Annotated in this window: 16 protein-coding genes; all 16 read left to right on the top strand. The window is 64.1% G+C overall.

Annotation, left to right across the window (positions count from 1 at the left end; genetic code table 11):
• The first annotated feature begins 233 nt into the window (after positions 1-233).
• Positions 234-1,877 (top strand): 3-(methylthio)propionyl-CoA ligase, encoded by a 1,644-nt coding sequence (locus tag C8C95_RS22305; protein WP_099730444.1) that lies wholly within the window; start codon positions 234-236, stop codon positions 1,875-1,877.
• A gap of 187 nt (positions 1,878-2,064) precedes the next feature.
• Positions 2,065-3,297: a branched-chain amino acid ABC transporter substrate-binding protein gene (locus C8C95_RS22300; RefSeq protein ID WP_056063523.1), complete on the top strand. Its 1,233-nt coding sequence runs from the start codon at positions 2,065-2,067 to the stop codon at positions 3,295-3,297.
• A gap of 83 nt (positions 3,298-3,380) precedes the next feature.
• Entirely contained in the window at positions 3,381-4,334 is a 954-nt protein-coding gene (locus tag C8C95_RS22295) for a branched-chain amino acid ABC transporter permease (RefSeq protein WP_056063520.1), read from the top strand.
• Positions 4,335-4,338: 4 nt separating this feature from the next.
• On the top strand, positions 4,339-5,661 hold the full coding sequence (locus tag C8C95_RS22290) for a branched-chain amino acid ABC transporter permease (RefSeq protein ID WP_056746259.1): 1,323 nt from the start codon (positions 4,339-4,341) through the stop codon (positions 5,659-5,661).
• A 2-nt stretch (positions 5,662-5,663) separates the two neighbouring features.
• Entirely contained in the window at positions 5,664-6,449 is a 786-nt protein-coding gene (locus tag C8C95_RS22285; protein WP_116750029.1) for an ABC transporter ATP-binding protein, read from the top strand.
• Between the two features lies 1 nt (position 6,450).
• Positions 6,451-7,146, top strand: coding sequence for an ABC transporter ATP-binding protein (locus C8C95_RS22280; RefSeq protein ID WP_116750028.1), 696 nt, complete (start codon positions 6,451-6,453; stop codon positions 7,144-7,146).
• Positions 7,147-7,509: 363 nt separating this feature from the next.
• Positions 7,510-9,609 (top strand): 3-hydroxyacyl-CoA dehydrogenase NAD-binding domain-containing protein, encoded by a 2,100-nt coding sequence (locus C8C95_RS22275; RefSeq protein WP_116750027.1) that lies wholly within the window; start codon positions 7,510-7,512, stop codon positions 9,607-9,609.
• 41 nt (positions 9,610-9,650) lie between these two features.
• A complete protein-coding gene (locus C8C95_RS22270; protein ID WP_116750026.1) occupies positions 9,651-10,826 on the top strand; it encodes an acetyl-CoA C-acyltransferase in 1,176 nt (391 codons plus the stop codon).
• A gap of 3 nt (positions 10,827-10,829) precedes the next feature.
• Positions 10,830-11,330 (top strand): PaaI family thioesterase, encoded by a 501-nt coding sequence (locus C8C95_RS22265; protein WP_243415755.1) that lies wholly within the window; start codon positions 10,830-10,832, stop codon positions 11,328-11,330.
• Positions 11,331-11,445: 115 nt separating this feature from the next.
• The gene (locus C8C95_RS22260; protein WP_116750025.1) at positions 11,446-13,314 is read left to right on the top strand and encodes an acyl-CoA dehydrogenase; all 1,869 of its coding nucleotides are present in this window, start codon (positions 11,446-11,448) and stop codon (positions 13,312-13,314) included.
• A complete protein-coding gene (locus C8C95_RS22255; protein ID WP_116750024.1) occupies positions 13,314-13,523 on the top strand; it encodes a hypothetical protein in 210 nt (69 codons plus the stop codon). Before C8C95_RS22260 ends, C8C95_RS22255 begins: the two co-directional genes overlap by 1 nt.
• 183 nt (positions 13,524-13,706) lie before the next feature.
• Entirely contained in the window at positions 13,707-14,498 is a 792-nt protein-coding gene (locus C8C95_RS22250) for an SDR family oxidoreductase (protein WP_056063500.1), read from the top strand.
• Positions 14,499-14,652: 154 nt separating this feature from the next.
• Positions 14,653-15,084 (top strand): PaaI family thioesterase, encoded by a 432-nt coding sequence (locus C8C95_RS22245; protein WP_116750023.1) that lies wholly within the window; start codon positions 14,653-14,655, stop codon positions 15,082-15,084.
• A 114-nt stretch (positions 15,085-15,198) separates the two neighbouring features.
• On the top strand, positions 15,199-16,215 hold the full coding sequence (locus C8C95_RS22240; protein WP_116750421.1) for an NADP-dependent oxidoreductase: 1,017 nt from the start codon (positions 15,199-15,201) through the stop codon (positions 16,213-16,215).
• 142 nt (positions 16,216-16,357) lie between these two features.
• Positions 16,358-16,810, top strand: coding sequence for a GNAT family N-acetyltransferase (locus tag C8C95_RS22235; protein WP_116750022.1), 453 nt, complete (start codon positions 16,358-16,360; stop codon positions 16,808-16,810).
• A gap of 53 nt (positions 16,811-16,863) precedes the next feature.
• The gene (locus C8C95_RS22230) at positions 16,864-18,540 is read left to right on the top strand and encodes an isovaleryl-CoA dehydrogenase (protein WP_207780631.1); all 1,677 of its coding nucleotides are present in this window, start codon (positions 16,864-16,866) and stop codon (positions 18,538-18,540) included.
• The last annotated feature ends 27 nt before the right edge of the window (positions 18,541-18,567 follow it).

Here is an 18,567-nt window from a genome sequence, read left to right as displayed (position 1 = left end):
TGGGACGACAAGTGTTGGCAGCCATGCCCGCCGGGCGCACACTCCGCTGCGGTTCACGGAGGCCAGCGACAGCGCAACCATGCCGCCGCCGATGCCATGCCATGCCAGTGTGGTGGTGCGGCGTGTGTGGGTTCATCCCAGCGGCGTGCGGGGGCACGACGCGGGCGACACCCGGACGCCGATACGCGCGCTACGATGACCGTTCCATTCACTACAACATCCAAGGAGTATTCATGCTGGGCTTGATGCAGAGTCAACCGTTGCTGATTTCGTCGCTGATCGAATTCGCAGAGCGCCACCACGGCGACGCCGAAATCGTGTCCCGACGGGTGGAGGGGGACATCCATCGCTACACGTACCGCGACCTCGCAGCACGTGCCCGCCGCCTGGCCAACGCGCTGGATGACCTGAAGCTCCAGTTCAGCGACCGGGTGGCTACGCTGGCCTGGAACGGCTACCGCCACATGGAGATGTATTTCGGCGTGAGCGGATCGGGCCGCGTGCTGCACACCGTCAATCCACGCCTGCACCCCGACCAGATCGCCTGGATCATCAACCACGCAGAAGACCAGGTGATGTGCTTTGACACCACCTTCCTGCCCCTGGTGCAGGCGGTGCACGCCAAATGCCCCACCGTCAAGAAATGGGTCGCCCTGTGCGATGCCGACAAGCTGCCGGCCGACACCGGCATCCCCGGCCTGACCAGCTACGAAGCCTGGATTGGTGCGCAGTCTTCGGACTACGCATGGCCTGAGTTCGATGAGAACTCTGCATCGAGCATGTGCTACACCAGCGGCACCACAGGCAACCCCAAGGCCGCGCTGTACAGCCACCGCTCCACCACGCTGCACGCCTACGCTGCGGCGCTGCCTGATGTCATGTGCCTCTCGGCCCGCGACTCGGTGCTGCCCGTGGTGCCCATGTTCCACGTCAATGCCTGGGGCATTCCGTACTCGGCCGCGCTCACCGGCTGCAAGCTGGTGTTCCCCGGCCCGGCGATGGATGGCAAGTCGATCTACGAATTGATCGAAGCGGAGAAGGTCAGCTACGCGGCGGGCGTGCCCACCGTGTGGCAGATGATGCTGGGCCACATGAAGCCTGCGGGCCTCAAGTTCTCCACACTGCGCCGCACGGTGATCGGCGGATCGGCTTGCCCGCCCGCCATGATCCACGCCTTCAAGGAAGACTACGGTGTGGAGGTGCTGCACGCCTGGGGCATGACCGAGATGAGCCCGCTGGGCACGCTGTGCACACTCAAGAACAAACACCTCGTCATGTCCAAGGACGAGCAGATGAAGATCCTGCAAAAGCAGGGCCGTGCGATCTATGGCGTGGACATGAAGATCGTGGGTGGCGACGGCAACGAGCTGCCCTGGGACGGCAAGACCTATGGCGACCTGCTGGTCAAGGGCCCCTGGATCGTGGGCAGCTACTTCAAGGGCGAGGGCGGTGACCCGCTGGTGCGCGACGCGCAGGGCAGGGGCTGGTTCCCCACCGGTGACGTGGCCACCATCGACGCCGACGGCTTCATGCAGATCACCGACCGCAGCAAGGACGTGATCAAGTCCGGTGGCGAATGGATCAGCTCCATCGACATCGAGAACATTGCGATGGCCCATCCCGCCATTGCCATGGCAGCTTGTGTGGGTATGCCGCATCCCAAGTGGGACGAGCGTCCCATCGTGGCCGTGGTCAAGCGGCCTGGCGCAGAGGTGACGCGCGAAGCGCTGCTGGCCTTCTACGAAGGCAAGACGGCCAAGTGGCAGATCCCTGACGACGTGGTGTTTGTCGATGCCATTCCGCTCGGTGCCACCGGCAAGATGCTCAAGACCAAGCTGCGTGAACAGCTCAAGGATTACAAACTTCCCGGCCTGTGATCAGGGTGGGGCAATGCATGTGCGCGCATCGCTTGCGAGCGCCATTTTTTGCACTGCCCCAGGCTGGTGCGCGCTCGGGGGAGCGCAGCGCCAGTCACGTGTGCGACGCTGGTAGGGGCAATCCCTGAGCATCGCTTTGTTGCAACGCGGTACGCTGCGTTGTGTCGATTTACAAGGAGACAAAAGCATGAAGTTCGCTATTAAGGCTGTAGCAGCCTCGGTAATCTTGGCAAGCGCTGGCGGGGCCTTCGCTCAAAAGGGCGAGACGGTCAAAATCGCCTGGCTCGACCCCCTGTCTGGCCTGATGGCGGCCGTGGGAACGAACCAGCTCAAGAGCTTCCAGTTCATCGCTGAAGAGTTCAACAAGAAGAACCCTGCCGGCGTCAAATTTGAAATCATCGGCATCGACAACAAACTCAGCCCTCAGGAAACCACCAGCGCCCTGCGCTCGGCCATGGACCAGGGTGCGCGCTACGTGGTACAGGGCAATGGCTCTGGCCCCGCACTGGCCATCATGGACGCGCTCGAAAAGCACAACGCACGCAATCCCGGCAAGGAAGTCCTGTTCCTGAACTACGCTGCCGTGGACCCAGATCTCACCAACAGCAAGTGCAGCTACTGGCACTTCCGTCTGGATGCAGACACCTCCATGAAGATGGAAGCGCTGACGACCTACATGAAGGACCTGCCAGAGGTCAAGAAGGTCTACCTGATCAACCAGAACTACTCGCACGGCCACCAGGTCTCCAAGTTCGCCAAGGAGATGATGCAGCGCAAGCGCCCCGACGTGCAGTTTGTGGGTGACGACCTGCACCCCCTGGCCCAGGTGCGGGACTTCTCGCCCTACATCGCCAAGATCAAGGCATCGGGCGCTGACAGCGTGATCACCGGCAACTGGGGTTCTGACCTGGCACTGCTGATCAAGGCCGCCAACGATGCGGGCCTGAACAACGTTAACTTCTACACCTACTACGGCTCCGTCACCGGCAGCCCCACTGCCATGGGCTCTGCCGCTGCAGGCCGCGTTTACATGGTGGCTTACGCCCACATGAACCTGCCGGGCGAGCTCAACAAGATCGTGGTGGACTACAAGAAGAAGTTCAACGACGACATGTACACGGGCGCCGTGTACCACGCCTTCACCATGCTGTCCGAAGGTTTCGTGAAAGCCAAGTCCACCGACCCCGTCAAGGTCGCCGCAGCCTTTGAAGGTATGAAGTTCAAGAGCTTCAACGGGGAAGTCGAGATGCGCAAGACCGACCACCAGTTGCAGCAGGGCCTGTTCATTTCCAAGTGGGAAAAGGCCGGCGGCAAGTACCCCATCGACTCGGAAAACACCGGCTACACCTTCGTGCCGCTGAAGTACTACGAGCCCTACGTGGCCAGCACGCCCACGTCGTGCCAGATGAAGCGCCCCTAAATCCGGCGCTGGCGTTTCGGCGCCAGAACTTCGAGGCCCGACGTACTCGGGCCTTTTTTTTCCCTCCGTGATGAAAAATTCCAATGAATCCTGAGTTTTTCGTGATCTCTTTGCTGAACGGCGTGAGCTACGGGCTCCTGCTGTTCATGCTGAGTTCCGGCCTCACGCTGATCTTCAGCATGATGGGCGTGCTCAACTTCGCACACACCAGCTTCTACATGCTGGGTGCCTATTTCGCGTTCACCATCTCCGGGGTGGTGGGCTTTTGGCCTGCGCTGGTGCTGGCACCTCTTGTGGTGTTTGTGCTCGGGGCTGCGTTCGAGCGCTACGCCCTGCGCCGGGTGCACAAGTTCGGCCATGTGCCCGAGCTGCTGGTCACGTTCGGGCTGTCGTACCTGATTCTGGAGGTCGTGCAGCTGGTCTGGGGGCGCTCCACGGTGCCGTATGGCCTGCCAGAGCAATTGCAGGGTCCGCTCTTCTCGCTGTACGGCACGCAGTTTCCCAAGTCGCGTTCGTTTGTGATGCTGGTGGCGCTGCTGATGCTGCTGTCGGTGTGGCTGCTGCTCACACGCACCCGCATCGGGCTGGTGATCCAGGCGGCTCTCAAGTACCCCGAAATGGTGGAAGCGCTGGGCCACAACGTACCGCGTGTCTTCATGCTGGTGTTTGGTGGCGGCGCCGCGCTGGCGGGCCTGGCGGGCGTGATCGGTGGCAATACCTATGTGACCGAGCCTGCGATGGCGGCGTCCGTGGGCTCCATCATCTTCGTGGTGGTGGTGGTGGGCGGCATGGGCTCGTTGGCCGGTGCTTTCATCGCTTCGCTGCTGATTGGCGTGGTGCAGACCTTTGCCGTGGCGCTGGACTACTCGCTGATCCACGTCTTCAAGGCCGTGGGTGTGGCGGTGACCGACCAGACCTTTGGCTATCCCTTGCTCAAGCTCACGATTTCCCAGGTGGCGCCCATCCTGCCGTACCTGTTCCTCGTGCTGATCCTGATCTTCCGCCCCAAGGGCCTTTTGGGCACGCGGGAGGACTGATGCCATGAATTCAACCACTCATCCTGTCTCCAGTGCCACGTCGCACTACCGGTTCAAGCCCTGGAACGTCGGGCGCTTTGTGATCTGGACGCTGTTTGCCGCAGCACTGATCGTGGCGCCCATGCTGTTTCGCAGCAGCCTGGCGCTGACCATGCTCTCGCAGATCGGCTACCTCATCATCATCTGCCTGTCCTACAACATGTTGTTGGGGCAGGGCGGCATGCTGAGCTTCGGCCATGCCGTGTACACCGGTCTGGGTTCGTTCATAGCCATCCACGCCATGAACATGGCAAGCAAAGGCAGCTTCAGCATTCCGCTGGTGCTGATCCCCATCGTGGGCGGGCTGGCCGGGGCCTTCTTTGCCATCTTGCTGGGCTTTGTCACGACCAAGAAGTCGGGCACCACATTCGCCATGATCACGCTGGGTATTGGCGAGCTGGTGGCTTCGATGGCGCTGATGTTCCCCGAGTTCTTCGGGGGCGAAGGCGGCATCACCACTGACCGCGTGTATGGCCAGTCGTTCTTCGGCATCACCTTCGGTCCTGCCATTCAGGTGTACTACCTGATCGCCGTGTACTGCTTCGTGTGCACTGCGGCGATGTTTGCCTTCACCGGCACACCTCTGGGCCGCATCCTGAACGCAGTGCGCGACAACCCCGAGCGTGTGGAGTTCATTGGTTACAACACGCAGCGGGTGCGCTACTTCGCCTTCATTATTGCGGGCTTCTTTGCCGGCATTGGTGGTGGTCTGGCCACCATCAACTTCGAGATCGTGACGGGTGCTGACAGCCTGAACGTGGTGCGCTCGGGTGGCTACCTGCTGTTCACCTTCCTGGGCGGTGCCACCTTCTTCTTCGGCCCCATCATTGGTGCCGTGCTGCTGGTGCTGGCGTCTGTGCTGCTGTCCGAGCTGTCCAAGGCCTGGCTGCTGTACCTGGGCCTGGTGTTCCTGTTCATGGTGATGTATGCGCCCGGTGGCGTGGCCAGCCTGATCATGATGAACCTGCGCCTGGCCAAGTTCGGCAAGCTGCGCCAGCTGTGGACCTCTTACCTCGCGCTGGGCGGTACTGCCCTGGTGGGTGTGATGGGCGCAGCCTGCATGATCGAGATGACGTACCACCTGCAGCTCAATGCCGCGCTGGGGCCAGAGTTGACCTTCCTCGGCGCCACGCTCAACGCCAAGGGCTTTACCAGCTGGTTTGGTGCGGTGTTTGTGATGGTGACGGGCTTTGCCCTGTTTGAACTCTGCCGCCGCCAATTTGTGCGCCAGTGGAGCAGGATCCAGGAAGAAATAGAACATGAAATCAAGCGCGGGGAGGCTTTGTAACCATGGCGGCTGACAACGCAACCTATGCGCTCGAACTGCGCGACCTGCGCAAGAGTTTTGGCAAGACCGAGATCATCCGCGGCGCCAACCTGGCCGTCGCGCCCGGTGAGCGCGTGGCCATCATCGGCCCCAACGGTGCGGGCAAGTCCACGCTGTTCAATCTGATCAGCGGGCGCTTTGCGCCCACCAGCGGCGATGTGATCCTGAATGGCCATCGCATCAACGGCATGGCACCGTACGAGATCAACCGGCGCGGGCTCTCGCGCAGCTTCCAGATCACCAACATCTTCCCCAAGCTGTCGGTGTTCGAAAACCTGCGGTGCGGCGTGCTGTGGAGCATGGGCTACAAGTACACGTTCCTGCGCTTCCTGTCGAACCTGCACGATGCCAACGAGCGCGCCAAGCAGCTCATGGAAATGATCAAGCTCGACAAGAAGCGCGACACGCTGGCGATGAACCTGACCTACGCTGAGCAGCGCGCGCTGGAGATTGGCATCACCATCGCGGGCGGTGCCAATGTGATCCTGCTGGACGAACCGACGGCCGGCATGAGCAAGACCGAGACCTCACGCTTCATCCACCTCATCAAGGAAGTGACCGAAGGCCGCACGCTGTTGACGGTGGAGCACGACATGGGCGTGGTGTTCGGCCTGGCCGACAAGATCGCTGTGGTGGTGTATGGCGAAGTGATTGCCTTTGACACGCCCGACAAGGTACGCGCCAACCAGCGCGTGCAAGAGGCCTATCTGGGCTCGGTCGTTGCGGACGAGCAAGGGGCGGGACACTGACATGCTGAAAATCGAAAATCTCCACGCCTATTACGGCAAGAGCCATGTGCTGCATGGCGTGACCTTTGATGTACAACCCGGTGAAATCGTGGCCCTGCTGGGGCGCAACGGGTCGGGCCGCTCCACCACCGCCAAGGCCATCATGGGTCTGGTGGACTGGGAGGGCACACTCAACTGGAAGGGGCAGGACCTCAATGGCAGGAAGGCCTACGAGATCGCCCACCTGGGGGTGGGTTATGTGCCCGAAAGCCGCGATGTGTTCCCCAACCTCACCGTGCACCAGAACCTGATGCTCGGCCAAAAGGGCAGTGGCAAGAACAGCCGCTGGTCGTTTGACGACATGTACGAGATGTTCCCCCGACTCAAGGAGCGCCAGCACACCGAGGCGGGCGTGATGTCGGGCGGCGAGCAGCAGATGCTGACCCTGTGCCGCACGCTCATGGGTGACCCGGACCTCATCATCATCGACGAGCCCACCGAGGGTCTGGCACCCAAGATCGTCGAGCTGGTGGGCCAGTACCTGCAGACCATCAAGTCGCGCGGCATCTCGGTGCTGTTGATCGAGCAGAAGCTGACCATTGCGATGAAGATCTCAGACCGCGCACTGGTGATGGGCCACGGCTCTATCGTGTTCCAGGGCACACCGGACAGCCTGCGGGCCGACAGCTACATCCGCAAAGAGTGGCTTGAAGTTTAGCGGGGCGATCCCCCTGAGGCGCTGCGCGCCTTCCCCCTTCTCTCGAATCGCTGCGCGATTCGGGAAGGGGGACGCAGCCCTCGCTGCGGGGCGGCCCTTGCTCGGCTGCCCTGGTCTCGGGGCGCGCCAGTTTCTAAGGTTCGGGGCAGGGCGGACGCACTGGAAGGCGCTCCGCCAACTGTGATCCATAGAGGCGCCCGGTCTTCGGTGGCGCCTTTTTTTGCCTGCCGGTGTCTGCTCTTCTGGGGATGTCTGATACCCCCTTGTCCCGCCCGGGACAAATTGACACGCCAAATGGTTTTGAAGTCTCTACAATAAAAACGCACGATCGTTCTTTTTCACTTTCCAAGGAACAACAGCACCATGACCGCTGAATACAAAGTCCACGGCTCCGTTGCCGTGATCACCATGGCCAACCCTCCCGTCAACGGACTCGGTCTGGCGACCCGCCAGGGCATCGTGGACGGCCTTGGCCGTGCCAATGCCGATGCAGCGGTCACGTCCATCGTGATCACCGGTGCCGGTGGTGCGTTCTCTGGCGGCGCCGACATCAAGGAGTTCGGCACCGACAAGTCGCTGCAAGAACCCAACCTGCTGTCGGTGATTGCCGCCATCGAAAATTCGGCAAAGCCCGTCGTGGCCGCCATGCACAGCGTCGCCATGGGCGGCGGGCTGGAGCTGGCCCTGGGCTGCCACTACCGCATTGCAGCGCCTGGCTGCTCGATCGCGTTGCCCGAAGTCAAGCTGGGCCTGATCCCCGGCGCAGGTGGCACGCAGCGCCTGCCACGCGTGATTGGTGTTGAAGCGGCGCTCAACCTCATCGTGAGCGGCGAGCCCGTCAAGAGTGAAATGATTGGCGCCGTGCCCGGCCAGAAGCTGTTTGACAAGATGGCCGCGTCGGCCGAGTCGCTGGCGGCAGAAGCCCTGGCATTCGCGCAAAGCGTGGCCGATGCCCGCCCGCTGCCCCTGGTGCGCAACTTCCCCTGTAAGCATCCCGAAGGCGATGCGTACTTCCAGTTCGCGCGCAACATGGTCAAGGGCATGGCCAAGAACTTCCCCGCACCCGCCAAGTGCGTGGACGCTGTTGAAGCCGCCACCAAGAAGAAGTTTGCCGAAGGCATGCTGGTCGAGCGCGAGATCTTCATCAACCTGATGTGGACGCCCGAGTCGCGCGCACTGCGCCACCTGTTCATGGCCGAGCGTGCGGCGAGCAAGATCCCTGATGTGGCCTCCGACACCCCCAAGCGCGACATCAAGCTGGTGGGCGTGATTGGCGCGGGCACCATGGGCGGCGGCATTTCCATGAACTTCCTGAACGCGGGCATCCCCGTCAAGATCCTGGAAATGAAGCAGGAAGCCCTGGACCGTGGCGTGGCCACGATCAAGAAGAACTACGAAGCCCAGGTCAAGAAAGGCAAGCTCAAGCAGGACAAGTACGAGCAGCGCATGGCCCTGCTGAGCACCACGATGAGCTACGACGATCTCAAGGACTGCGACCTCATCATCGAAGCCGTGTTTGAAGAGATGGGCGTCAAGGAAGCCGTGTTCAAGCAACTCGACGCTGTGGCCAAGCCCGGCGCCATCCTGGCCTCCAACACCTCCACGCTTGACGTGGACAAGATCGCAGCGTTTACCAAGCGCCCGCAGGACGTGGTGGGCATGCACTTCTTCAGCCCTGCCAACGTGATGAAGCTGCTGGAAGTGGTGCGTGGCAAGGAGACCGCCAAGGATGTGCTGGCCACCGTGATGGCCATCGGCAAGAAGATCAAGAAGACTTCCGTGGTCTCGGGCGTATGCGATGGCTTCATCGGCAACCGCATGATCGAGCAGTACAGCCGCCAGGCCGGCTTCCTGCTGGACGAAGGCTGCACGCCGCAGCAGGTGGACAAGGCCATCGAAAAGTTTGGCTTTGCCATGGGCCCGTTCCGCATGGGCGACCTGGCCGGCAACGACATCGGTTGGGCCATCCGCAAGCGCCGCGCCGTCGAGCGCGCCGACATGAAGTACAGCCGCACCGCCGACAAGCTGTGTGAACTGGGCCGCTTCGGCCAGAAGACCGGCGCAGGCTGGTACGACTACCAGGCCGGCAAGCGCGATGCGATCCCGAGCGACCTGGTCAACAAGATGATCGAAGACCACCGCAAGGAACTCGGCATCACGCCGCGCAAGATTTCTGACGAAGAAATCGTGCAGCGCCTGGTGTTCGCCCTGGTCAACGAAGGTGCGCACATCCTGGAAGACGGCATTGCCAGCAAGTCCGGCGACATCGACATGGTGTACCTGACCGGCTACGGCTTCCCCATCCACCGTGGCGGCCCCATGCACTACGCCAGCGAAGTGGGTCTGTTCAACGTGGTGCAGGCCATGGACCGTTTTGCCAAGAACCCGCTGGACGACGCAGCGTTCTGGAAGCCCGCTCCGCTGCTGGCCAAGCTGGCCGCCGAAGGCAAGGCCTTCCAGTAAGCCGCCCGCGTGCACCCATCTACAGATTCAAAGGAATTCACATGACCTCCGCAGTGATTGTTTCCACCGCCCGCACGCCACTCGCCAAGAGCTGGAAGGGTTCGTTCAACATGACGCACGGCGCCACCCTGGGCGGCCATGCCGTGCAGCACGCCGTGTTGCGCGCTGGCATCGACGGCGCTGACGTGGACGACGTCATCATGGGTTGCGCCACGCCCGAAGGCGCCACGGGCAGCAACATCGCACGCCAGATCGCGCTGAAGGCCGGCCTGCCCATCACGGCATCGGGCGTGACCGTCAACCGTTTCTGCTCGTCGGGCCTGCAGACCATCGCCATGGCTGCCCAGCGCATCATCGCGGGCGAGGCCGATGTGTTTGTGGCCGGGGGCGTCGAAAGCATCTCCTGCGTGCAGCAAGAGATGAACCTGCACATGATCCAGGACCTGGCCCTGGCCAAGCAAAAGCCAGAGATCTACTGGAGCATGCTGCAGACCGCCGAGCAAGTGGCCAAGCGCTACAACATCGGCCGCGAAGCCATGGACGAATACGGCGCTGCCAGCCAGCAAAAGGCTTGCGCTGCCCAGGCCGCCGGCCTGTTCGACGCCGAAATCGCCCCCATCACCGTGACGGCCGGTGTGGCTGACAAGACGCTGGGCCTGATCACCAAGCAAGTGACGGTGAGCCGCGACGAAGGCACGCGCGAAGGCACGACGGTGGAGGCCATCAGTGGCCTGCGGTCGGCACTGCCCGGTGGCCTGATCTCGGCCGGCAATGCCAGCCAGTTCTCTGACGGCGCCGGTGCCTGCGTGATCACCAGCGAAGAGTACGCCAGCAAGAAGGGCCTCAAGCCCCTGGGCCGTTTCCTCGGTTTTGCAGTGGCCGGTTGCGAGCCTGATGAAATGGGCATCGGCCCTGTGTTTGCCGTGCCCAAGGTGCTGAAGAAGCTGGGCCTCACGGTGCAGGACATCGACCTGTGGGAGCTGAACGAAGCCTTCGCCGTGCAGGTGCTGTACTGCCGCGACAAGCTGGGCATCCCGGCGGACCGTCTGAACGTGAACGGCGGCGCCATCGCCCTGGGCCACCCCTACGGTGTGTCGGGCCAGCGCCTCACAGGCCACGCCCTCATCGAAGGCAAGCGCCGTGGCGCCAAGAAGGTGTGCGTGACGATGTGCATCGGCGGCGGCATGGGCGCTGCGGGCATTTTCGAGGTGCTGTAAGCCATGTCCGGGCAGGCCTCGTCGCCACCGCGCACCGACATCCCCGATGTCGTGGTGTCGCCCGAGGTCTTCCTGGCCATGGGGCGTGAGGTACTGGCATCGCAGCCGTTCAGCATCCTGGTGGGGGCGCGGCTGCATGCCTTGTCCCCAGGGCACTGCGAGCTGCACCTGCCCGTCACGCCCCAGCTGCTGCAACAGCATGGTTTTGTACACGGGGGCGTGCTGAGCTATGTGGCCGACAACGCCCTGACCTACGCGGGAGGCACCGCGATGCGGGTGCCCGTGGTGACCTCCGAGTTCAAGATCAACTACCTGCGCCCTGCGGTGGGCGAACTGCTCATCGCCCGTGCGCAGGCGGTGCACCATGGCCGCGCGCAGGCGGTGTGCCGCTGCGATGTGTTGGTGGTGCAGGCAGGCACCGAAAAGCTGTGCGCCGTGGCGCAAGGCACCATTGCCGCACTGCCACCGCGCGAAGACGCGGCACCGTCGCCCGCTGGCGCCTGATGGTGGCAAGGGATGGGAGCATGTTCCTCCTCACTCCTGCGCCGTTTACTCCTTATTTGATAGCTGCTGGCGCATGATTTATCTGCGCCTGGGGCCGTTTTAACCCTGAAATGCCATGAGCCTACGTCCCACCGTCGATTTCCTGCTCTACCAGTGGCTGAACGCCGAGAAGCTGCAAACCCGCGAGCGCTTTGCAGACCACTCCCGCGAGACCTTCGATGCCGTGCTCGACACCTCGGAGCGCATCGCGCGCGAGAAGTACGCGCCCTTCAACCGCGTGGTGGACACCGAAGAACCCCGCACCGAGACCGAGCCCGACGGCACGCTGCGCGTGGTGCTGCCGCAGGCCACCTACGAAGCACGGCGCGCCTACGCCGAGTCGGGCCTGCTGAGCGCAGCGCAGGACTACGACATTGGCGGCATGCAGCTGCCCTACACGGTGGAGGCGGCGGCCAACAGCTTTTTCGCGGCCGCCTCGATCAGCATTGGGTCCAACCTGCTGACCTCGGGCAACGCAAACCTGCTCATGGTGCATGGCACCGATCTGCAAAAGCAGGTGTTTGCGCTCAATGAATTCAACGGCCGATGGTCGGGCACCATGTGCCTGTCGGAGCCACAGGCGGGCTCGTCCCTGTCCGACGTGGCCACACGCGCCGTGCCGGATGGCGAGGGCTTTGAGAGCGACCCGCTCGGCCCCCGCTACCGCCTCAAGGGCAACAAGATGTGGATCAGCTCGGGCGACCATGAGTTGACCGAAAACATCGTGCACCTGGTGCTGGCCAAGATCCCGGGGCCAGACGGCAAGCTGGTGCCCGGCACCAAGGGCATCTCGCTGTTCATCGTGCCCAAGAAGCTGGTGGACACCAACGGCCAGCTGACCGGCGTGCGCAACGACGTGGCGCTGGCGGGCCTGAACCACAAGCTGGGCTGGCGCGGCACCACCAACACGCTGCTGAACTTTGGCGAGGGCAAGTACCCCGTGGATGGCCAGGTAGGCGCTGTGGGCTATCTGGTGGGCCAGCCCGGCAAGGGCCTGCACTGCATGTTCCACATGATGAACGAGGCGCGCATCGGCATCGGCATGGCCGCCACCATGCTGGGCCTGGCGGGCTACTACGCCAGCCTGGACTACGCCAAGAACCGACCCCAAGGCCGCCCCGTGCAGGGCCCCAAGGACGGCGCGGCTGCCGTGGTCAAGGACGCAGCCCAGCCCCAGGTGCGCATCGTGGAGCACGCGGACGTCAAACGCATGCTGCTGGCGCAAAAGTCGTATGGCGAGGGCGCCTTGGCGCTCAACCTGTTCTGCGCGCGGCTGGTGGACGAGCAACACACGGGCGATGCCGCTGCGGCCGACGAAGCCCGCCTGCTGCTGGAGGTGCTGACCCCCATCGCCAAGAGCTGGCCCAGCGAATGGTGCCTGGAGGCCAACAGCCTGGCCATCCAGATCCACGGCGGCTACGGCTACACGCGCGACTTCCCGGTGGAGCAGTACTGGCGCGACAACCGCCTGAACATGATCCACGAAGGCACCCACGGCATCCAGGCCATGGACCTGCTGGGCCGCAAGGTGCTGATGGAAGGCGGTCGTGGCCTGCAACTGCTGGCCGGGCGCATCAACGCCACCATCGAGCGCGCCATCCAGGTGCCCGCGCTGGCTGCCCACGCCAACGCGCTGGGCAAGGCGCTGCAGGACTTGGGCGCGGCCACCAAGGCCGCCTGGGCCACGGGCCAACCCGCTGATGCGCTGTCCAACGCCGTGCCCTACATGCAGGCCTTTGGCCACACGGTGCTGGCCTGGGTGTGGCTGGACGTGGCGCTGGCCACCCTGGCGGCCGATGCAGCCCTGGCGCAGCCCGCCAGCGTGGGCCGCATGGGCGCCATGCGCTTTTTCTTCCATTACGAGCTGCCCAAGATCGGCGCCTGGCTGCAAGTGGTCAGTGCACGCGACGCGACCTGCGCCAGCTTTCCGGAGGAGGCGTTCTGATGGCCGCCGCGCACACCCTGCAGCGCTTGCACAAAATCATCTGGGCGCTGATCTACGGCGGCCTGCTCACGCTGGTGCTGGGCATTGCCACCGCCCGCACCGACCCGGCCACGGGCTGGGTGCTGATGGTGGGCGGGGGCGTGGTGGCTGCTGTGGGCGTGGTGCTGATCGCCGTGCGTGCGCGGCTCAAGGCCGACCCCCAGGGCTGACGCTGCGGCACCGCGACAGCCACCTGGCGGGCCCACTGCGGAGCGGACGCGGCGGCGACACAATGCAGCCTTCTGGCGCCGCACAATGGCTGCCTGTATTCCACCCCCTGGCTGGCGCATTCCAGCGCCGGGCTGTGGTCCGAGAACATCCATCGACTGGCAAAAATCCAAGGAGACATTCACATGACACGCACCATCCAACAACTGTTTGACCTGACGGGCAAGACCGCCCTGGTGACCGGCGGCTCGCGCGGCCTGGGCCTGCAACTGGCCCACGCGCTGGGCGAGGCGGGCGCCAAGATCGTGCTCAGCTCGCGCAAGGCGTCTGACCTGGAAGAAGCCACGGCCGACCTGCAGGCCGCAGGCATCGACGCGCGCTGGATTGCCGCCGACTGCGCCAAGGAAGAGGACATCCGCCGCCTGGCCGACGAGACCTTGCAGCGCCTGGGCCATGTGGACATCCTGGTCAACAACGCAGGCGCGGCCTGGGGCTCTCCGGCTGAAGACCACCCCGTGGAGGCCTGGGACAAGGTGATGAACCTCAACGTGCGTGGGTACTTCATCCTGAGCCAGCACATCGCCAAGCACAGCATGATCGGCCGCCGCAGCGGCAGCATCATCAATGTGGCGTCCATCGCCGGCCTGGGCGGCAACCCCAAGGGCATGAACACCATTGCTTACAACACCTCCAAGGGCGCGGTGATCAACTTCACACGGGCGCTGGCGGCCGAATGGGGGGCCTACAACATCCGCGTCAACGCGATCTGCCCGGGCTTCTTCCCGAGCAAGATGACGGTGGGCACACTCAAGGCCATGGGCGAAGAGGCGCTGGCCGCACACGCCCCGCTGGGCCGCCTGGGCGATGATGAAGACCTGAAGGGCCTGTGCGCGCTGTATGCGTCGGATGCGGGCAAGCACATTACCGGCCAGTGGCTGGCGGTGGATGGCGGGGTGAGTATTGTGACTGGAGGGTGAACATCCCCCTGAGCGGCTGCGCCGCTTCCCCCTTCTCTCGAATCGCTGAGCGATTCGGGAAGGGGGACGACGCAATCGCTGCGGGGCGGCCCTTGCTCTGCGTCCCTCGCCTGTGCTGCGCCAGTTGCGACCTACGTTTCCAAAGGAAAAAACCTTGATCAGTTTTGGTGTCGAAATCCCTTTTGTCAGCCACCTGGGCTTCACGCTGCACCGCATGGAGGACGGCGAGTCCGAGCTGCGTTACGAAGCCAAGCCTGAGCACCTGAACTCGTTTGCTGTGACCCACGGCGGCGCGTCGATGACGCTGCTGGACGTGACCATGGCCACGGCCGCGCGCAGCGTGATGCCGGACATGGGCGTGGTCACCATCGAGATGAAGACCAGCTTCATGCAACCCGCACGCGGGCCGCTGGTGGCCAAAGGGCGGTTGATTCACCGCACGGCCACCATGGCGTTCACCGAGGGCACGGTGTACGACGCCCAAGGCAAGGTGTGCTGCCACGCCACCGGCACGTTCAAGTACGTCAAGCGCCTGCCGGTGGACGGGCGCAATGTGAATGACCTCAAGGTCATCTCCACCGACTGAGCCAGTGATCGAGGTCGCCAGCAGTTTTTAAAGCCTTTTTGCCGGCAAGCGCAATGTATATATGCGCTGGCAGCTATCAAAAACATAGTGTTGAATTTTCTGAAGGAGCTTTCCATGCCACGCAACCAACAAATCGTTCTCGACAACCGTCCCCAGGGCGAAGCGGTGGCCAGCAACTTCAAGCTGGTCGCGACCGACACGCCCGCGCTGCAGGACGGCCAGGTGCTGGTGCGCCACCACTACCTGAGCCTGGACCCCTACATGCGCGGCCGCATGAACGAGAGCAAGAGCTACGCCGGGTCGCAGGCGCTGGGCGAAGTCATGATCGGTGGCACCGTGGGTGAAGTGGCTGAGAGCAAGCATCCCAAGTACGCCGTGGGCGACAAGGTGGTGGGCATGGGCGGCTGGCAGGAATACAGCGTGGTCAATGCCGACCAGCCCGGCGCGCTGCGCAAGGTCGATACGACCCATGTGCCGCTGTCGCACTACCTGGGCGCCGTGGGCATGCCGGGTGTCACGGCCTGGTACGGCCTGGTCAAGATCATTGCGCCCAAGGAAGGCGACACCGTGGTGGTGAGCGCCGCCACGGGCGCCGTGGGCAGCGCTTTTGCGGCCCTCGCCAAGGCCCGTGGCTGCCGCGCGGTGGGCATTGCGGGCGGTGCCGACAAGTGCAAGTACGCAGTGGAAGAACTGGGCTTTGACGCCTGCATCGACTACAAGCAGCACAGTGACGTGAAGGCCATGTCCAAGGCCCTGAAGGAAGCGTGCCCCAACGGCATCGATGGCTACTTCGAGAACGTGGGCGGCTGGATCATGGACGCCGTCATGCTGCGCATGAACGCCTTCAGCCGCATCGCCCTGTGCGGCATGATCGCCGGCTACGACGGCGCACCGCTGCCCATGGCCAACCCCGCGCTCATGCTCATCAACCGCATGAAGGTCGAAGGTTTCATCGTCAGCGAGCACATGGAAGTCTGGCCTGATGCTCTCAAGGAGCTGGGCACGCTGGTCGGCACCGGCAAGCTGCGCCCGCGCGAAACCATTGCCCAAGGCATTGCCGCCGCGCCCGAGGCCTTCCTGGGCCTGCTCAAGGGCAAGAACTTTGGCAAGCAACTGGTCAAGCTGGTATGAAGCCCCCCCTGAGCCGCTTCGCGTCTTCCCCCCCAGGGGGGACGCCGCCAGTGCGGCGGGGCGGCCCTTGCACGGCGGCCCTGGCCTGGTTCACGCCAGTTGCACAGGCCTCGCTAAATGTCCCGCTGCGAGGAATGCGTCCATGATGCTCCGTTGGGTTTGGGCCCGCTTCGACGACCTGGGCGTGCATGCGCTGCATGACGCCCTGGCCTTGCGCTGCAAGGTCTTCATCCTGGAGCAGGGCCCCTACCAGGACCCGGACGAAGCGGACAAGCAGTCCTACCACCTGCTGGGATACGACGAGGCCGGGGTGGCGCAGGCCTGCCTGCGTGTGGTGGACCCGGGCGTGAACTACCCCGAGCCCTCCATCGGCCGCGTGGTCACCGCCAAGGAAGCGCGTGGCAACGGCACGGGCCGGGCGCTGATGCAGGAGGGCATTGCCCGCTGCAGCCAGGCGTGGCCGGGGCGTGACATCCGCATCAGCGCGCAGGCCCATCTGCGGGGCTTTTACGGCAGCCTGGGCTTCGAGGCCGTGTCCGACGAATACCTGGAAGACGACATCCCGCACGTTGAAATGCTGAGAAAGGCGGGCTGACGCCGCCGCAGCCCCCTCGACCATTCACCCCGCCCACCCGTGAAGGAGCCGACATGACCCTGCCCACCGCCACCCTGGCGCGTACCCATGACGTCTTCAACCAGAGCACGCCATGGGCGGATGTGAACCTGTTCACCACCAACCAGCCGCTGCAGGACGCGCTGAGCTTGCATGCACCGGGCCTGCGTGTGGAGGGCCTCACCGCGCTGGGCGCCGAGATGGGCTCGGCCGAGATGCTGACCCACGCGCGCCTGGCCAACACCCACAAGCCCCAGCTGCGCACGCACGACCGCTTTGGCCACCGCACGGATGTGGTGGAGTTCCACCCCAGCTACCACGCTTTGATGGGCGCCGCGCTGCGCCACGGCCTGCATGCCACGCCGTGGTCGCGCCAGGACACGGGCCACGCGCATGTGGAGCGCGCGGCGGGCTTCATGCTGTTCACCGAGGCCGAGCCCTCGGTGCTGTGCCCCGTGTCGATGAGCTACGCCGTGACCCCGGCACTGCGGGGCAATTCAGCGGTATGGGCGGACTGGAGCAAGGGTTTGGCGAGCACGCAGTACGACCCGCGCCTGGCGCTGTTCTCGCAGAAATCCGCGCTCACCATGGGCATGGGCATGACCGAGAAGCAGGGCGGATCGGACGTGCGTGCCAACACCACACAGGCTGTCCACGACGGCGACGATGCCTGGGGCGCGCGCTATCGCATCACCGGCCACAAATGGTTTTTCTCGGCGCCCATGTGCGATGCCTTCCTGATCCTGGCGCAGGCGCCCGGCGGGCTCACCTGCTTCTTCCTGCCGCGCGTGCTGCCCGATGGTGGTGAAGGGGCGGTCAACACGATTCGCATCCAGCGCCTGAAAGACAAGCTGGGCAACCACGCCAATGCCAGCTCCGAGGTCGAGTTCATCGGCGCGATGGCCTGGCGCGTGGGCGAGGAGGGCCGGGGTGTGGCGCAGATCCTGGAGATGGGCACCATGACGCGGCTGGACTGCGCGCTGGGCACCAGCGGCCTCATGCGGCAGGCGCTTAGCATTGCGCTGCACCACACGCGCCAGCGCTCGGCCTTTGGCAAGAAGCTCATCGAGCAGCCGCTGATGCGCAACGTGCTGGCCGATTTGGCGCTGGAGAGCGAAGCCGCCACCGCGCTGTCAATCCGCCTGGCCAGCGCCTTCGACAAGAAGGCCACCAGTGAGCACGAAGCCGTGATGGCCCGCCTGCTCACGCCCGTCGCCAAGTTCTGGGTGTGCAAGCGCGGCAGCGTGTTTGCGCAGGAGGCCATGGAATGCCTGGGCGGCAATGGCTATGTGGAGGAGGGCGGTGAAGGCGTGATGGCTCGCATCTACCGCGAGATGCCGCTCAACTCCATTTGGGAAGGCGCGGGCAACATCATGGCGCTGGATTTGATGCGCGCCGTGCGCCGCGCCGACACCGCTGCCGCGCTGGACGCCGAACTGGCACCTGCACGCGGCGCTCACCCGGCGCTGGACCGTCTGGCCGGCGCACTGCCGCTGCGTGTAGACGCCATGACCACCGAGGCCGAGGCCCGGCGACTCGCCCAGGATGTAGCGTTGGCAGTGCAGGCGGCCCTGTTGTTGCGCAGTGCGCCCGGCGCAGTGTTCCGAGCGTTTTGCGACTCGCGCCTCTCTGGTGACTGGGGCTACAGCTTTGGCACGCTGGGCGCGGGTGTCAACCTTGACGCCATCTTGGACCGCGCACTTCCGGCCTGAGCCATCCCACAGAATTTTGCGGAGAAA

The organism is Acidovorax sp. 99, assembly GCF_003096455.1.
GTDB classification, from domain to species: domain Bacteria; phylum Pseudomonadota; class Gammaproteobacteria; order Burkholderiales; family Burkholderiaceae_C; genus Acidovorax; species Acidovorax delafieldii.
This window is presented reverse-complemented; position numbering and strand designations above follow the sequence as displayed.

Excerpts from the sequence above, each read along its gene's own strand:
- C8C95_RS22305 (WP_099730444.1), top strand. The coding sequence starts at position 234 with ATGCTGGGCTTGATGCAGAGTCAACCGTTGCTGATTTCGTCGCTGATC.
- C8C95_RS22300 (WP_056063523.1), top strand. The coding sequence starts at position 2,065 with ATGAAGTTCGCTATTAAGGCTGTAGCAGCCTCGGTAATCTTGGCAAGC.
- C8C95_RS22295 (WP_056063520.1), top strand. The coding sequence starts at position 3,381 with ATGAATCCTGAGTTTTTCGTGATCTCTTTGCTGAACGGCGTGAGCTAC.
- C8C95_RS22290 (WP_056746259.1), top strand. The coding sequence starts at position 4,339 with ATGAATTCAACCACTCATCCTGTCTCCAGTGCCACGTCGCACTACCGG.
- C8C95_RS22285 (WP_116750029.1), top strand. The coding sequence starts at position 5,664 with ATGGCGGCTGACAACGCAACCTATGCGCTCGAACTGCGCGACCTGCGC.
- C8C95_RS22280 (WP_116750028.1), top strand. The coding sequence starts at position 6,451 with ATGCTGAAAATCGAAAATCTCCACGCCTATTACGGCAAGAGCCATGTG.
- C8C95_RS22275 (WP_116750027.1), top strand. The coding sequence starts at position 7,510 with ATGACCGCTGAATACAAAGTCCACGGCTCCGTTGCCGTGATCACCATG.
- C8C95_RS22270 (WP_116750026.1), top strand. The coding sequence starts at position 9,651 with ATGACCTCCGCAGTGATTGTTTCCACCGCCCGCACGCCACTCGCCAAG.
- C8C95_RS22265 (WP_243415755.1), top strand. The coding sequence starts at position 10,830 with ATGTCCGGGCAGGCCTCGTCGCCACCGCGCACCGACATCCCCGATGTC.
- C8C95_RS22260 (WP_116750025.1), top strand. The coding sequence starts at position 11,446 with ATGAGCCTACGTCCCACCGTCGATTTCCTGCTCTACCAGTGGCTGAAC.
- C8C95_RS22255 (WP_116750024.1), top strand. The coding sequence starts at position 13,314 with ATGGCCGCCGCGCACACCCTGCAGCGCTTGCACAAAATCATCTGGGCG.
- C8C95_RS22250 (WP_056063500.1), top strand. The coding sequence starts at position 13,707 with ATGACACGCACCATCCAACAACTGTTTGACCTGACGGGCAAGACCGCC.
- C8C95_RS22240 (WP_116750421.1), top strand. The coding sequence starts at position 15,199 with ATGCCACGCAACCAACAAATCGTTCTCGACAACCGTCCCCAGGGCGAA.
- C8C95_RS22235 (WP_116750022.1), top strand. The coding sequence starts at position 16,358 with ATGATGCTCCGTTGGGTTTGGGCCCGCTTCGACGACCTGGGCGTGCAT.
- C8C95_RS22230 (WP_207780631.1), top strand. The coding sequence starts at position 16,864 with ATGACCCTGCCCACCGCCACCCTGGCGCGTACCCATGACGTCTTCAAC.